Raw genomic sequence first — 16,602 nt, 5'->3', positions numbered from 1 at the left:
CACCCTTTTTTCTTGCAACGCAGGCTAAACGTGGCGGGCCACCCTGCCTGTTTTGCCTGTTAACGTGCCAGACATGCAAAAGGGCCACCTCACCGGGCAGCCCTTATGACAATGAGGCATATTTTTTAAAAACGATGCCTTATTTTTTGCGCGTGGCAGCAGAGGGCGGTACACCCAGCCAGCTTTCCATAACGGCCACGTTGCGCATGTTGGCCTTAAAGGCAATGTCCAGCAGATCACCCGCCACAGGCACCACATCCACGGCGGCTTCTATGGCAATATTGCTTATCATACGCAGCAGCAGTTTGGGGGGCAGGCCCATGCGCCATGCCTCCCACACCACATAAAAGGAAAGCAGGCCCATAACCGTGCTGCCACCGCCGGGCACCAGCCCCACAATGGCATCTGCCCCTACCCTTACGCGGGTGCCGGGCAGCCTAATGGCGGCATCCAGCAACCACGCAAAACGGCGCGCCCGTTTAAGGCGGCGCAATGCATCCGCAGAGGGCTGCCCGTGTGCAGACTGCCCACTTTGGAAAGAGGAAAACCCGGTATGAGCCAGAGCATGTGTTGTCATGCTCCCTCACGTAAGCAGCAGGCATGCTGCTTTCAAGAGGCCCAGCCGCTTGTATGATCCATAGCGGTGGCGCCTCCAGCAGAAGTTGCCCGTTGCGGATCTGGCCTAAAATCCAGCGCCAGACCATTCATGCAATAACGTTGGCCGGTGGGGGGTGGGCCATCAGGAAAAACATGGCCCAAATGCCCTTCGCACTGTGCGCAATGGGCCTCTGTGCGCACCATGCCGTGGCTGGTATCTTTGTGCGTGGCAACGGCGTTGGGTTCTGCCGCCCAAAAGGAAGGCCAGCCACTACCACTTTCATACTTGGTGTGAGAGCGGAACAGCAGCGCCCCACAGGCCGCGCAATGATACGCCCCCTCGCGCTTTTCATGATTCAGTGGGCTGGAACCGGGATACTCCGTTCCGTGGCCAAACAGAATCTGCTCCTGCTCTGGGGTAAGCGGGCCACGCGGGCCGCGCCCACCGGCACCGCAGCTGCCTGACAAAGAATCTGACATGGCTAATCGCCTTTCCTGCCGTGTTTACAGTTGCATGTTACGGCACCAACAACGTGCATGGCTATAGTTTGGCACCTTCACACTCTAGCGACTGCCAAAGACAACGCCGCCACAAAATACAGCCTACCCCATTGCATGTACACATCTATACCGGCACCACATGGCGTATGGTTAATGCACCCTCTCCCGCCCCTGTTCTGGTTTTGCTACGAGATGATTACCGCGTGGCTGATAACCCAGCCCTGCACGCGGCCTACGCAACGGGGCAGCCCGTGCTGTGCGCCTATGTGCAGGATGCCGCCTTGCAGGATGCCCCCACCACCCGCATTGCAAGTTGGGCGCAAGCCGCGTGTGCGCAGCTGGCCACCAGTTTGCATAAACAGGGGCAGACTTTGTTAATGTTATCCGGCCCAACGCGGCTTTCTGTTCCCGCATTGGCGCAGGCCATAAATGCTACAGATGTGTTCTGGAACCGTCGGTATGATGCGCCGGGCATTGCGGCGGATACGGATGTGCATGCCAGCCTGAAAAAACAGGGGGTGACAGTACACTCTTGCACCGGCCGTTTGTTGTTTGAACCCTGGGCCATACGCACACAGGCGGGCCAGCCATACCGTGTGTTTACCGCATGGTGGCGCGCCGCGCGGGATTTGCCAGAACCGCCGCCTCCACTGCCAGCACCAGATATGCGCGGTAAAAATTATGTGCCTGCTCGCGCCCTCAATTTGCCAGAAGGCGTGCGCCTTGGCCGCGTTGGCACGCAAATGCCCCCTACTCTGCCCGGCTGGACAAGCGGAGAACAATGCGCCCACACCAACCTGCACCGGTTTATAGAAAACGCGCTAGAAGATTATGAAACACAGCGAGACAGAACCGATGCCACACATGGAACATCACTGCTTTCACCTTATATTCGGGTGGGGCAGATTTCTGTGCGTCAGATCTGGCATGCCATCCGCCATGCTGCACACCTGCACCCACAACTGGCCACAGATGCCGAAAAGTTTTTGGCAGAACTAGGCTGGCGTGATTTTGCGTGGATGCAGATGTTCACCACACCAGACCTTGCCACCCGCAACCTGCGCGCCGAATTTAACCACATGCCGTGGCGCACGGATGCCGCAGATCTGGCAGCATGGCAGCAGGGGCAAACGGGGCTTCCGCTGGTAGATGCCGGTATGCGCCAACTGGCCCGCACGGGCTGGATGCACAACCGCGTGCGCATGGTTGTGGCCTCCTTTTTAACCAAACATCTGCTGACAGACTGGCAAAAAGGAGAACGCTGGTTTTATGCACACCTGTTGGATGCAGATGCCGCCGTAAACGCCATGAACTGGCAATGGGGCGCTGGCACAGGCATTGATGCGGCACCGTGGTTCCGTATTTTTAACCCGGTGGGGCAATCTGAAAAATATGATCCATTAGGCCAATATATTCGTACATGGGTGCCAGAACTGGCAGCGCTGGATAACAAAACCATCCACACCCCTTGGAAAAGCGCGCAACGTTTAAATTACCCGCCCCCAATTGTAGACCTTAAGCTGGGCCGCCTACGTGCATTGGAGTGTTGGAAAAACCTGCCCAAATAGCACGCGATCATTATAAAACAGGCCCCACCCCGGTAGAGGTAGAGCCTGTTATTGCCCTTAACTTTTAAAATCAGGCAGAAAAAACCTGTGCTTTTTGGTCTGCCTCATGCAGCAGGTAAGGCCCGGCGGCACGAATGGTCATGGACAGAAGGCCCATTTTACCTTTGGTAAAATCACCCATAGGCAGCACGGCGTTGCCGTTTGTCCATGCGCAATCTGTCCAATCGGTATCATGCCAGCCTTCGGGCTTTTCCGCCTGAAGATGCGCTGTAATGGTATGCAAGTTTTTGGCTGTGATAAAATGCACATCCGCCACAGCTACGCCCATCTGGCGCCTATCATCCACAAACGGCCCGATAACATCAGCCGGGCGGCTGGCGCGGGAGACAATGCGCACAGACTGCGTATGAGCAGGCAGCATAAAGCTGTAACGCTGGCCATCCTGCCGCACTGGCCGAATAATTGCCCCTGCCTGCGTAACCAGATGCAGGTTGGAATCTGTGACCATAACAGTCTGTTCTACTGGCACATGGCACCCAGTTACACTGTTTTCACGCGCTTCTAGCTTGTAGAACAGGGGTTCAACAAAAGCGCGATCCACACAAAGTGGAGCGCCTGCATCTTTTGTCCAGTTCCGCACAGCGCCGCGCAGGGTTGCCACCTTGCCTTCCTGACGGAAAGACGCACGGTTGCCCGTATCCAGATAGCTTTCTGTGAGCATACCATCGGCAGTAATAACCGAATGCTGTGCTGTTTCTACATGGTAGTAATCATAAGAGAGAATAGACTTATCGTAAAAAATGGATACACCATTTACCAACATCCGCACTGGCACAAACTTGCCATCAAAGAACAAGCAATGTTCTGCGGTAATCAGCATATCCTTGTAGGGCACGCCATCTGCAATGGCATCTTTAAGAATACGCACCGGGTAGCCTGCCTCATCATCCGGCAGACCTGCGCGCACCACGGCATGCGCCTTGCCAACCCATACAACCGGACGCGTGATGTCTTTGTTGTTTTTCCAATCGAACGTAACAACCTGATCACCAATCTGGATATCTTCCACCGCAACATCCCCTTCGGAAGTGCGGATCATGCTGCCAGCAAGAAAGCAAACAACAGTAGTGGCATTCAGATAGGTTTTGCCATCTACGTTTGTAACCGTAAAAGTGGAGCCTTCATTAGCAGCAGGCAACTGAAAGGATGCTGTGCCCTGAATGGGCTGGCCATTATCTGTAAGGGTATACACACCATCTTTATACGTAACACCATCTGCAACTGTACCATCCAGCACAATGGTATCGTTTACAGAAATGTTGGTGATATACTGAATAATAGTCAGGTTTGTACCAGCCCCGACTTCGATTGTTCCATTGCCGCCGGAAAATTGGATCTGCCCCGGCACGTTGGAAGAAACACCATCCAACAAAAGCGTGCCACCATTGCCAACCACAACGGTGGAACCTGTTGCAATTTTATCTGAGTTATCAAGCGTTAATGATGCACCATCTGAAACGGTAACTGTTGCAGTGCTACCGGACGCTTCCCCAACATTCCAGCTAGTTGCTGTAACAACAGCATTATTAGTTATAGAAATAGTGCCTGTAGTTGATGCATTCGCATCAGAAACCGGAATGCCCGGCGCAACATACTGCGTTCCAGTAATATTTCCAGATTCATTAATGCTGATAACGCCGTTGCTGTCTGGCTCGATAACCGACTGACTTCCGTTGATCGGCTTAAAGATAATCGACTCAGCCATTTGTTGTGCCCTTTTACATGGTTTTCCTGCGCCGATTACGCTTTGTTTGGAAAATATCATCCACTACCATATGGGGTGTGTTTGAAAAAAAATAATCATACCAAATGGTATATTGCGTTTGTATCGCATTAACTTATTGTGCGCGTGCCGTTGAGGGCAACCGTGTACTCTTTGAGTAAGTATTACTCAAAAATGGATATTCACAGACATGCTTTCAGAAATAATAAAAAATATATACGCAACTATTGACAATAGAAGTCTATGGAAAAAATCACTCGCCACTATTGCAGAATACTGTAACGGCAGCAATGAAAGTGGGGCAGCACTGGTTCCTTTAGACCCGGATTGTGTTCAATGGCGTTATGGAAGCAGCAAAAACGAAGAATCTGACTTACTTTATTACTCTCAATGGAGCGGAAAATCTCCGCTAAGATCATACAAACCCCAAAGTATGCCCGGAGATTTTTGTTATATAGACGATAGTTTTCTAACAGATAAGGAGCTTGATCACTCTCCATTTTATCAGGAATATCTCAAAGATTTTGGCGTCCGCAGGCTACAGAATTGCCTTTTTGAAAATTTTCGCGGTAAAAAATTTCTTTTATCCATACAAAACCCAATCGACGCCCCAGCCGATACCCTTTCAACATCCAAAAAAAAGCTGATCACGCTTATTCCCCATATTATACAGGCTATAAATATAGGGGATAACTTCTATTATAACAAAAACACAAAAGATTGCTTTCAATGCCTTATCGACAATATGCCGTATGCTATTGCCATTTTTGATAAACAAAACAATATTTTATTTGCAAACCATAAGATGATAGATATGGAACAATATGGTATTTTTATTATAAACAATAGAATCAAAAATAAGTATGAAGATTCTAAAATAAAAATAGAAAAATTGTTAAACTCCACTGAAAAAGATACATATGTTACGTTCTCAACAAAATCACAGAAAAAATTTATTGCGAAAATCGGCTTTTTCAACAACATTAAAAAAAACAATCAGGATATTTCTCTTCTTTTCCCAAAGTTCCTTATTATTCATGATTGCCATATCAATAAGAATACAGAAAAAATACTTAAAAACTTCTTTCTTTCTCCTGCACAATCCAAAATTTCTTGCATGATTGCCAATGGGCTTCCTGTAAAGGAGATAGCTAAAACGCTTAATATTACTGAAGGCACAGCCAGACAAACTATTAAGGAGGCTTTTACTCGTCTGGATATTAACAGTCAGGTCAAGCTTGCTTCCTTCATAAAGGACATAGATTGTTTGCCATAATTATAGCCGCATAACATCAAACCCCTACCTGTAAAAAACAGCGTGATTCTGTTCTGGAACAGCGCCACAAACCCATACATGGCCAAACCGGACAGGCAGATATGGTGCCTGATAATTTCATCTCACGCCAAGGCGGCCCTTTTCTCCAGTTCCCACGCAAGAAATCATGCGCCTAAGCTGTTGATCTTTCATGGTGGCAAAACTACGCTGGCACTGTTTCTTCTTCCAAAATAGTTTTTAGCGTCGCCCTATCATGCCAAAACCCTTACGCCAGATATGACATTTGCCGATCTGCTGGTCATGCTGGCGTACCTTACAGCCCTGCCCCTTCTGGCGCTGGGGCTTGCTGGCCGCCAAACCTCCGCCACAGCATACCTTGAAGGGCATGGTGATCTGCCGTGGTGGGCACTCTGCCTTTCCCTTGTAGCAACAGAAACCTCTACCCTTACGCTTATCAGCGTGCCCGGCATTGCCTATGGCAGCGGCATGGTTTTTGTGGGGTTGGCCCTTGGGTATCTGATAGGCCGCGCCATTGTGGCCTGGAAGTTTCTGCCCCTTTATCAATCAGGCAAAATGCTCAGCGCGTATGATTGGCTGGGCCAGCGCTTTGGCGCTTCAATGCAACGTATGGCGTCCTCTACATTTTTAATCACACGCTTGCTGGCGGAAGCTGTACGTCTGTTTGCAGGCATGTTGCCTCTGGCGGCTATGTTGGATGCCGCACATATGGGCCTGCCCCATGCTGCATTGCTGGGCGGTATTATGCTGGTTACGCTGTTTTATACGCTGTGCGGTGGCCTGCGCGCTGTTGTGTGGTCAGACAGTATTCAGTTCGGGCTGTATCTGTTTGGCTCTGCCGCCTGCCTTGCCCTGCTGTGGCAGGTAGCCCCTCCGGGTGTGCTGCACACACTATATGCTGCGGGGCGGTTTGATTTGTTTTTGAACCATACGCCACCTTTCACCAGTTCCTTTACGCCACTGGCGGCTCTTTTGGGCGGCACGGTGCTTTCTGTAGCCTCGCACGGAACAGATCAGCTTATGGTACAGCGCGTATTGGCGGCCCGCTGCCTGCGTGATGCACGGCTGGCCCTTATGGGCAGCGCTGTGGGAGTGGGCCTTTTGTTTGCGCTGCTTTCTGGCGTGGGCGTGCTGCTATGGGTGCATCATGGTGGGGCCACCTTGCATCACGCTGGATTTGCCACGCCAGATGCCATTTTTCCCGCCTATATCGCGCAGGAACTGCCCTCCGGCTTACGGGGGCTGATGCTGGCTGGCGTACTGGCAGCCACTATGGGGTCTCTCTCCGCCACGCTTTCCGCCATGACAGCCGCCACAATGGGAGATTTTGCAGCCCCCTGCGCATGGGCGGCCCGCAAACTTGGCCTTTCCGGCCTTGGGTTTGCACGGGTTGTTACCTTGTTCTGGGCTGTGGCATTGGTGGTGTGTGCGGGCATGTTTGCACAGGGCAGCCAATCTGCCGTGCTGGTTGGGCTTTCTATTGCCGCATGTGGGTATGGCCCCATGCTGGCCAGCTTTATAGCGGGCATGGCATGGCCGGGCCTAAAGGCGCGCATATTGGCCCCCGCCTTTGGCCTGAGCATACCGCTTATGGTGCTGGCCATGATGTATCTGCACCCCCACGGCAAACCGCTGGCTTTTGTCTGGCTGATTGTGCTGGGCATGATCACACTGTTTGGACTGGTCGGCCTGCGCTATGTGATACAAAAGAAAATACGCCATTAGTTTTATACAAAGGGTTCCAGTTATGCTCCAGCCTGCCTCTGTTCCGCTTGCCCATACAGAAACGCTGGATGCCCGCTACACAGATCTGGACATATGGCCTACAGGCACGGTGCTGGAAGCCCTGCTGGAAAGCCAGCTTGGGGCCGTTGCCGCTGTAAAATCCGCCCTGCCGCAACTGGAAGCCGCCATTACAGCCGCCGTACCGCGGTTAGAGGCCGGAGGCCGCCTGTTTTACGTGGGCGCAGGCACATCGGGCCGTATTGGGTTGCAAGATGGGGTAGAGCTTATTCCCACCTATGGTTGGCCTGCTGAGCGGCTGGTGCTCATGCTGGCAGGCGGTGATGCCGCGCTATTTAACCCCGTTGAAGGGGCAGAAGATGATGAAGCCGAAGCCCGCCGCGCCATAAATGCCCATGCCCCCACCGCGCAGGATGTTGTTATTGGCGTGGCGGCCAGCGGTGGCACGCCTTATACCTGCGCTGCGCTGGAAACTGCCAAGGGTGCAGGCAGTCTGTGCATTGGTATGTCATGCAGCCCAAACACACGCCTTTTGAATACTGAATACCCGGTGCTGATCCAAACCGGGCCAGAAGTGGTGGCAGGCTCCACCCGTATGAAGGCCGGTACGGCGCAAAAAGTAACCCTTAATCTGCTGTCCACCACGTTGATGATCCGCTTGGGCCATACATGGCGCGGGCAGATGGTAGATATGCGTATTGTTAACGCCAAGCTGGTGCGGCGCGCACACCGCATGTTGCGCCATCTTACGGGCTGCACACAAGCGCAGGCAGAAGATGCCCTGCAACACGCCAACGGCAGTATCAAGCTGGCTGTACTACTGCGCCACGGGTTGGATGTTCCGCAGGCCCGGCAGCTTTTAACGTTGTGTGGCGGACATTTGCGCAAGGCTCTGGCGCGTATTGCGGCAAAAATCCCCGCAGAGGCCTCAGCCTAATGGCCGCCCACCCCACCATTCTGGCGCTGGATGGCGGCGGCACCCATACGCGTGCGGTGGTAATAGCACCAGATGCCACCGTACTGGCGCAGGCTACTGGCCCCGGTTGCAACCCATTTGATAGGCCAGAATGGGCCGAAAACCTGCGCCACCTTCTGGCACAAATGCCACGCACCACTTTGCAATCTGCCGTGCTGGGCATGGCAGGGTATGATACCGCACGCCCTTCCTCCGCCCAGCAGGAACAGGTGGCCCGCGCAGCCCTTGGCCCCAATGTGCGGCTGTGGTTAGAAAATGATGTGGAAACCGCACACCGCGCCGCCTTTGCGGGCCAAGCGGGGGTGTTTGTGTTGGCGGGTACCGGGTCTGTCGCCATGGCGGTGGGGGCAAACGGGCAAACAGCACGCGCTGGTGGCTGGGGCTGGCTTTTGGGGGATGAAGGCGGCGGTTACTGGATAGGCCGCAAAGCGCTAGGCTATGCCACGCGGTATCTGGATGATCCTTCCGTGCCTTTTGCCGCTTTTGCGCAAGCGTTGCTCCTTAGCCTGAACCTGCCCACCACAGGCCCCACCGCACCAGACGCCCTGCGAGAATGGCTGCGCACCCGCACGCACCCGCGTTCCGCCGTGGGCGATGTAGCCGCAACCGTACACACATTGGCCCAGAATAAAGAAACATACGCCATAGCCCTACTGCGTGCCGCTGGCGGACATCTGGCAGAACTGGCCCACGCAACGGCCAAACAGGTAAGCAACCTGCCGCCTTCTCCTCTGCCTTTGGCGTGGAGCTACGGCGGCAGCGTGATGCACAACCCCGTTGTGCTGCAAACCGTCACATCCCTGTTGGGCACAAAACCGCACCCCGCTACACTGCCCCCTATTGGTGGTGCGGTATTAAAAGCAGCAGAACTGGCCGGATGGCATAGTGATGCCACATGGATCTGCCAACTTGCCCGCAATCTCACACACGGAAAGGCGATTGCATGATAAAGGGGTTTTCCATCCGCACTGGCTTACGTGTGCTGGCCGCCGGGTGCGCCGTAGGTGTGCTGGCAGGTTTTGGCGCAAACCTTGCCCCTGCCAGAGCAGATACTGCGCAGCCCGCGGTGTTTAACGCACCGCAGCCGCCAGTTATCATGCCCGCACCCAGTACGCTGCAAACGGATGGATCTGCTTTTGCCTTGCCTGCCCAATGGCAGGTTATCTGGCAAAGCCCCCCTACCCCGCTTTTAACCCGCGCCATGCAACGCTTTGCAAACCGCATGAGCGTAGTGGCCGGGCAAGAGGTTTATGTAGAAAATGCAAAAAAGGGAAAAGACCAAAACACTTTTCCCATCCACATTCAGTATGCGCGTGAGGCCAGTTTTCCCGCCCCCACCATGCGGGAGGATTATATGCTGGATGTGGGGCCAGATGGCATAACCCTAACGGCGCAAGGCCCTGCCGGTGTGCTGCATGGTTTGGCCAGCATTGTGCAGCTTGTACGGCGTGAGGCCACAGGCCCGGTTATGGCGCAGGCGCATATTCAGGATAGCCCACGCTTTGCATGGCGCGGGCTGATGCTGGATGTAAGCCGCCACTTTATGTCCATCCCCACTATTGAGCGGCAGCTTGATGCCATGGAAATGGTAAAACTGAATGTACTGCACCTGCATCTTTCAGATGGCGCGGCATTTCGGGTAGAAAGCAGGCGTTACCCGCGCCTGCAAAAAATCAGCAGCCACGGGCAATATTACACGCAGGCCGAAATCCGTAATCTGGTGCAATATGCAGCAGAAAGAGGCATTCGCATTGTGCCGGAATTTGATACGCCGGGGCACAGCTTTGCCATGCTGCTGGCCTACCCACAATACGCCTCTGTCCTACCCATGAACACAACAGACCGTGCCGAGATCAACCGCGCGGCGCTAGACCCCACAAACCCCGCCACCTACAGTTTTGTGCGTGAGCTGTATGCTGAAATGTCCGCCCTGTTTCCAGATCCCGTATTCCATATTGGTGGGGATGAGGTGGTGGCCAAACAATGGACACTGACACCCCGCATTGCGCGCTACATGCAGGCGCATCATTTTGCCACACCGGCTGATTTGCAAGCCAGTTTTACAAACCGCGTGGCGCAAATGCTCAAAGCCGATGGCAAAACCGTTATGGGGTGGGATGAGATTCTGGCAGCCAATGTGCCGCCCCACACCATTATAGAAAGCTGGCGCGGCCCAGCCAACACAGTAAAAGCCGCAGAGGCAGGCCTGCCCGTGGTGGTGTCTGGCCCATATTATCTGGATAGGCTGCTGCCTGCCTCCGCCTATTATGAGACAGACCCGCTAGACACCCGCAAGGATGCCGCAGAGGCACAGGCCGCAGCCCAAACAACTGGCCCCGGCGGCACCATTGCCACCCCCACAGACACCAAACCCGATGCCCCCGTACCCCCGCTAACAAAGCAGCAAAAAACCCTGATACTGGGGGCCGAAGGCGCATTGTGGACAGAAGTGGTGGATGAAGACATGCTGGATGCCCGCCTATGGCCCCGCATGGCCGCCGTGGCGGAGCGGTTTTGGTCTACCCCACAAAACTGCGTGCCTCAAACCCTGTATGGCAGGCTGGCGATGACTCAGGATAAACTGGATCTTATGGGCCTGAAAAGCCGCGAAGATGCCGATGCCCTGCTAGACCGCCTTGCCGCGGGTGAAACACAAGCCCCGCGTGTGCTGCTAAGTGCTGTTTCCCCCGTACGCAATTACGCCCATAACCACGAATTTTTACAAATCCGCCATAAGCAAACGGCCACGGAACAGGATTTAAACACCCCATCAGACATTGCCAGCCCAGATAGCTTTGAGGCTGAAAGGTTTAATGCCGAGGCTGCTGCCTTTGTAAACGGCAAGGTGGAACTCAAGCCAGAGCTGGAACGGCAACTCACCATCTGGGCGGATAATGATGCCGCGTTTCATCAGGTTGCAGCCCGCCATGCTGCGCTTACACCCGCACTAGCGGCATCTACCCGGTTGGCCGCCCTTGCCCGTGCCGGGCTGGCGGCACTGGGTACAGAGCGCACACCCGGATGGCGTGAACAGGCGCGGGAAACATTGGATGCAGCGCGCAAGGACATTGCAGCTTCATCCTCCATCCATGTTGTCACCAATACGCCCCAACCTGCGGGGGATTTAATCCAGCGTATTGTACCGGGTGTGGAAGCCTTGGTAACGCGTGAAGGCGGATTAACCCTGCCCTAAGAACGCATTTTTACAAACGCGCTACCGCAGCATATGTCTGTATGGCTGCACGGGCACGTGTAAAAACGCTACTCTGCTTACTCTGGCTGTGCCGTGCATAAATCCCACGGCACAACGGCGTTTTCTACCCGCCGCGTGGTAACACCGTAAGTTTGGCGCACCATCTCATCTGTTAGGCTGGTAGGAGGAATGGTATGCTGAATACGGCCCTGCTGCATGAGCACCAAGGTTTTGCAAAAACGCGTGGCCAGCAACAAATCATGCAGCACCACCACAACGCACGTGCCCCGTGCCGCCAGTTTGCAAAACACCTGCATAACCGCCAAGGCATGGGCAGGGTCCAGCGCGGCTACGGGTTCATCCGCCAGCAAAATGGGGGCCTGCACCGCTAAAGCACGCGCCAGCATAAGCCGTGCACGCTCTCCACCAGAAAGCTGGCTGGCTGGGCGATCCGCCAACTCCAGCAACCCCACTTCCGCTAAAGCCTGCGCCACTGCCGGATGATGCAAGGCCTGTGTGGGAGATTCCCCATAAGGCAAGCGCCCCAGTGATGCCACCTCCCGCACTGGCATGGGCGGAAATGGCTGCACATCCTGCGGCATATACGCCATAAGCCGCGCACGCTGGGCCAATGTAAGCTGTTGCAAAGGCGCGCCATCACACACCACATGCCCCTGCGTGGCGGGTAACAAGCCCGCCATAATACGCAACAGCGTGCTTTTGCCAGCACCATTAGGGCCTATTAATGCTGTTACGCTTCCCGCCTCAAATTGCACAGTGGCAGTTTGGAGAAGCTGCACGCCCTCTATGCTGAACCCAACATTCTGCACATTTAACATGACAGCATGTTCCGTTTTCTAAACAAGATAACACGGTGGAAAAACACAGGCGCCCCCACCAAGGCCGTTACCACACCCAACTGCAATTCTGTGCGCCCGGCCATAAGCCGCACTGCCAGATCTGCCGCCAGCAAAAGCGCAGCCCCGCCCAAAAATGCTGGCACCATAAGCCGAGATGGCCGATGCCCCGCCAAAGGCCGCAACAAATGCGGCACCACCAGCCCCACAAACCCGATAGCGCCAGAAACCGCAACGCAAGAGCCCACAGCCAATGCAGTGCCCACAACCACGCGCATTTGCACGCCCCCAACACCACCAAGCCGAAAACCAAGGCTTTGGGCCACGTCCTCCCCCATTGTTAGGGCATCCAAGGCGCGGCCACAGCCCATAAGCAGGGCACACCCCACCACCACGCCGGGCAAGGCCAGCAGCACATCATTAAGGGTGCGATCTGTTAAAGACCCCATCAGCCAGTGCATGATTTCAAACGTAGCATAGGGGCTGGGCACCAGGTTCAGCACCAGTGCGGTAAGGGCTGCGGTAAAACTGCTCACTGCCGCACCAGCCAACAACAGCACCAATGCGCCACCACGCCCCACCAGCGCCACAAGCAACGTGGCCGTAACCAATGCACCAGCCAAACCACCCAAAGGCAGCAAAGCCGAGGCTATTTGAAAAAGCCCTGTATAGAACACACAAACAGCCCCAAGGGCTGCCCCACCAGAAACACCTAAAAGCCCCGGATCAGCCAGCGGGTTGCGCAAATAGCCTTGCAGCACCGCACCACTTAGCCCCAACGTGCCGCCAACCATAAGGGCCAGCAACATACGCGGCAGGCGCAACTGCCCCATAATAACCGCACCTATGGAATGCGCACCGGCCCACCAATCTGCCAAGGCTGCTGGCACGTTAATGCTGCTTTCCCCCCACCACAAAGAGGCCACAGCCATAACGGCCACCAGCACCACCAACAGCGTGTTCAGCACAACGGGGCGCAAGGGCTTCATGGTTGGGTTTCCTTTACCGTAGGCTGCGTAATGGGTGGGTTTTGAAAATTCTTTGTGCCATCAGCCACAATGGTATCCCGCGCGTGACGTAATGAGGCAACGGCATCCAGCGTTTGTGGCAGCCCACACAGCCAAAGGCGCGCTGGCACATCCACAACATGCGGTGGCGCAAACATGGCCAGCATAACCGGGTTGGCCAGCATGGCCTGTGCAAGAGAATGGCCGGGGCCGGAGGGATCGCGCACCAGTAAATCGGGGTGATAAGCCAACAGCACTTCCAGCGGTACGCGCCCGCCCAAAGGGGGCGTGCCTGCCGTGGTGGCAAAGTTACGCAAACCGGCATGAGCCAGCACATCATCGGGCAAACTATGGGCGTGCACCACAAAGCCATTGGCCTCATACACCACGGCTATGGGGTCTGATAGTTGGCGGGTGGTAGCAAGTTCCGCCAACCGGGCTTGAAATGCCGCTACAAGCTGCCGCCCGCGTTCGGGGTGCCCCACCGCATTGGCAACTTGCATGATCTGGTCTGGAATATCCGCCAAGGAGGATGCGGGGGAAAGCGTAAGCACTTTGGCCCCTACCTCCTTTGCTGCCCGCACGGCCAAGCGGGCTGTAAAGCGGCCTGCCAGCACCACATCTGGTTTGGCGGCCAACACTGTTTCCGCCGTGGATTGCAACACCGGCACGTCCTGCGCCTGCTGGCACAACACAGATTCCGTGCAATCCCGCGCCAAAGTGGAAAGACCTATAATATCCTTGTGGTCTGCCAACATAAGGGCAAGCTGATCTGTGCACAGATTAAGCGATGCCACACGCTCTGCCCGTGCCGCCCCCGGCGCAGGCACCACAAGGGCTGCACCCAGTACACACATACCCACCCGGCGGAGGATTACGGAAAGCTGCATCAGTAATTCAGCGTAAAGCCGCCATAACCTGCGCGACCGGGCTGAAGGTAGCCTATGGGGCTTTCATACTGGCGGTTCAGCAAGTTATCTGCCCGCGCAAACACCGTTACATAGCGGTTGATTTTATAACTGGCCGCCAGATCTATGGTGAAATATCCGTGGTCTTTACCGCATGTGCTGCAATACTGGTACGTATCGGAAATAACCGGCATATCACGCGCGCCGCTGACATACAGAATATTGCCCGAAAGCGAGAGCCCATCCACCGGCTGCCATGTGGTGTTGAAATTGAACTTGTGCTGCGGGCGGCGTTGGAGTTCTTGCCCGGTAGAGGCATCTCGCGCGTGGGTCCATGTATAGTTCAGGTTGAAATCCAGCGTATCCAGCGCTTTCCAATCCAGATACGCTTCCACGCCATACATGCGGGCACGGGCGACGTTATTGTAGGAATAGGTGGAGTAATAATTTTCGTAAGAACTTACGGACTGGATAAGGTTGCGCACGTGGTTTTCATACCATGTGGCCCCAAAATGCAATTTGTCATGCGCCAAGGTTTGTTCTACGCCCACATCATACCCTATCAGGCGCTCGGCCCGCAGGTTGGGGTTCCCCTTTTCTGCATAGCTGGTGGAAATCTGGTTGGCAAAAAGCTGATACAATGAAGGGCCATGAAAGCCACTGCCTGCACTGGCCTTGATAACCGTGCCGCTGTGCGGAATATGAATGGCCGGAGCCACGCGCCACGTCACATAATTGCCGTAGCGGGAATTGGCGTCATACCGGATATTGGCCGCACCATATAAAATCTTGTTCCAGTTACCCTGATACTGCCCATACCCTGCCGTAGTATCCATACCCGCACTGGTGCTGAACGGCGTGGAAGATGGCGCGCTATTTCCTTGGTTGGAATTAAACGTATCATGAAAATGCTCTGCCCCCACAAGCAGGGATCCGTATTTATCCAGATTGACGGTGCCGTGCCAGTCTATCTTGATACGGCTGGTGCGGTAATATGTGGGATCATACTGCAAGGCATCGCCTTCCAGCGTGGTGCCGGTTTCTGTCCAGCTTCTGCGGCCTGTCATATACCCCAGACCAATGACCTGATCGAACCTGCCACCAAATGAGGACAAATGCGCAGTGCCCCGCACAATGGCCTGATTTTGCGTGGTATGTTCACGCTCGCTGCTGACATCACCGTAATATCCCAAGCGGCTGTAATATTCATCTTCCATATTATAGCTGCTGTAGGTGTGCAGATTGCTCTGGATCAGCCGGGCCGTTAACCCCAGATCAAAATTATGCGTCACATCATAGCCAAGGCGAATATTGGCGGAGCGGTTATCGTTTCTATCCCCCCGGTGGCGCTGCTCCTTATCTGCGCCAAAATAGCGCCCGATATAACGCGGGATTTCATGAAAGCCATCCTGTCGGTAATGAGAAAGCTCCACATTGTAATGGAACTTTCCCTTACTGCCGCGCGCGCCCATAACCTGATTAAACGTGCCGTAAGATCCACCTTCTACCCGCACAAAAGGGGTGAACCTGCCCTGCCCTTGCGCGGTGGTTATATCAATCACCCCGGCCATGGCATCCGCCCCGTACAGGCCACTTTGCGGCCCGCGCAAAATTTCTATGCGGCCCATGCCATCAGTTACAAACTGCGCGGCATCAAACGCACCAGAAGTGGAGCTGCCATCGTTAATATCCATGCCATCCAGCCGCACTTTTACCTCGTTGGCATTGTTACCACGCATAAAAATAGAGGTGGTGCCCCCAAAACCGCCCGAACGCACCACATTCAGCCCCGGTTGGCGGGCCAGAATATCTGTTAACGTGCGGCGCTGCTGGGTGAGTATCTGCTTTTCTGTCACGATCGTCATGGCCGTGCCAATTTCATCCGCCCGCATGGGCCGCCGTGCGGCACTAACCGTAATGTAATCCGGGTACGCCTGTGCGCTGCGCGCTTGCACAGCTTGCGTGCCCTCCACCCCGGCCAAAACAGGCGCATTTTGTGGCGCCGGAACGGTGGTAGCTGGTGTTGCTGCCGCCTTGGTGGCAACAGTATTTTTGCCCGTTGATGTGGCGGGGGTTGGGGCATCTGCCGCCCAAACGGCGGTGGTTTCTACCAGCAGCAAAGATGAGCCGGTAAGCAAAAGGGTTTTAAGGCGCATGGCTTTAGGCAATCTCGCG

The 16,602-nt window shown here is 54.8% G+C and carries 13 protein-coding genes; 6 read left to right on the top strand and 7 right to left on the bottom strand.

The window, feature by feature from the left end; genetic code table 11:
- Positions 1-139: 139 nt before the first annotated feature.
- Complete coding sequence (locus WG31_RS02645; RefSeq protein ID WP_006116992.1) at positions 140-577, bottom strand: DUF4112 domain-containing protein; 438 nt, start codon at positions 575-577, stop codon at positions 140-142.
- 32 nt (positions 578-609) lie between these two features.
- Positions 610-1,077: a peptide-methionine (R)-S-oxide reductase MsrB gene (gene msrB, locus WG31_RS02640; RefSeq protein WP_063353553.1), complete on the bottom strand. Its 468-nt coding sequence runs from the start codon at positions 1,075-1,077 to the stop codon at positions 610-612.
- A gap of 167 nt (positions 1,078-1,244) precedes the next feature.
- Here msrB and WG31_RS15995 point away from each other — a divergent pair, with 167 nt between their 5' ends.
- Positions 1,245-2,666: a cryptochrome/photolyase family protein gene (locus WG31_RS15995; protein WP_063354845.1), complete on the top strand. Its 1,422-nt coding sequence runs from the start codon at positions 1,245-1,247 to the stop codon at positions 2,664-2,666.
- 70 nt (positions 2,667-2,736) lie between these two features.
- On the opposite strand, the gene WG31_RS02630 is transcribed toward WG31_RS15995, so the two are convergent.
- Positions 2,737-4,431, bottom strand: coding sequence for a Hint domain-containing protein (locus WG31_RS02630; RefSeq protein ID WP_063353552.1), 1,695 nt, complete (start codon positions 4,429-4,431; stop codon positions 2,737-2,739).
- 208 nt (positions 4,432-4,639) lie between these two features.
- On the opposite strand from WG31_RS02630, the gene WG31_RS02625 reads away from it, so the two are divergent.
- From WG31_RS02625 to WG31_RS02605, 5 genes are all read left to right on the top strand, one after another.
- Positions 4,640-5,725, top strand: a complete 1,086-nt coding sequence (locus WG31_RS02625) for a helix-turn-helix transcriptional regulator (protein WP_063353551.1) — start codon at positions 4,640-4,642, stop codon at positions 5,723-5,725.
- Positions 5,726-6,001: 276 nt separating this feature from the next.
- On the top strand, positions 6,002-7,468 hold the full coding sequence (locus tag WG31_RS02620) for a sodium:solute symporter (protein WP_063353550.1): 1,467 nt from the start codon (positions 6,002-6,004) through the stop codon (positions 7,466-7,468).
- 22 nt (positions 7,469-7,490) lie between these two features.
- Positions 7,491-8,423 carry an N-acetylmuramic acid 6-phosphate etherase gene (locus WG31_RS02615; protein ID WP_063353549.1) on the top strand — a complete coding sequence of 311 codons (933 nt, stop codon included), beginning with the start codon at positions 7,491-7,493 and terminating at the stop codon, positions 8,421-8,423.
- Positions 8,423-9,409 carry an N-acetylglucosamine kinase gene (locus tag WG31_RS02610; protein WP_063353548.1) on the top strand — a complete coding sequence of 329 codons (987 nt, stop codon included), beginning with the start codon at positions 8,423-8,425 and terminating at the stop codon, positions 9,407-9,409. Before WG31_RS02615 ends, WG31_RS02610 begins: the two co-directional genes overlap by 1 nt.
- A complete protein-coding gene (locus WG31_RS02605; protein ID WP_063353547.1) occupies positions 9,406-11,655 on the top strand; it encodes a beta-N-acetylhexosaminidase in 2,250 nt (749 codons plus the stop codon). The genes WG31_RS02610 and WG31_RS02605 overlap by 4 nt, the downstream gene beginning before the upstream one ends.
- Before the next feature lie 77 nt (positions 11,656-11,732).
- Here WG31_RS02605 and WG31_RS02600 read toward each other — a convergent pair whose 3' ends face one another.
- Genes WG31_RS02600 through WG31_RS02585 form a run of 4 tightly spaced genes read right to left on the bottom strand, consistent with a single transcriptional unit; the run spans position 11,733 to position 16,583 of the window.
- On the bottom strand, positions 11,733-12,494 hold the full coding sequence (locus tag WG31_RS02600; RefSeq protein ID WP_063353546.1) for an ABC transporter ATP-binding protein: 762 nt from the start codon (positions 12,492-12,494) through the stop codon (positions 11,733-11,735).
- Positions 12,488-13,501 (bottom strand): FecCD family ABC transporter permease, encoded by a 1,014-nt coding sequence (locus WG31_RS02595; protein ID WP_063353545.1) that lies wholly within the window; start codon positions 13,499-13,501, stop codon positions 12,488-12,490. The genes WG31_RS02600 and WG31_RS02595 overlap by 7 nt, the downstream gene beginning before the upstream one ends.
- A complete protein-coding gene (locus WG31_RS02590) occupies positions 13,498-14,409 on the bottom strand; it encodes an ABC transporter substrate-binding protein (RefSeq protein ID WP_063353544.1) in 912 nt (303 codons plus the stop codon). The genes WG31_RS02595 and WG31_RS02590 overlap by 4 nt, the downstream gene beginning before the upstream one ends.
- Entirely contained in the window at positions 14,409-16,583 is a 2,175-nt protein-coding gene (locus WG31_RS02585; protein ID WP_063353543.1) for a TonB-dependent receptor plug domain-containing protein, read from the bottom strand. The genes WG31_RS02590 and WG31_RS02585 overlap by 1 nt, the downstream gene beginning before the upstream one ends.
- Positions 16,584-16,602: the final 19 nt, after the last annotated feature.

It is taken from the genome of Acetobacter oryzifermentans (assembly GCF_001628715.1).
Classification (GTDB): domain Bacteria; phylum Pseudomonadota; class Alphaproteobacteria; order Acetobacterales; family Acetobacteraceae; genus Acetobacter; species Acetobacter oryzifermentans.
The sequence above is the reverse complement of the archived record's forward strand: the minus strand, read 5'-3'. Positions and strand labels throughout refer to the sequence as shown.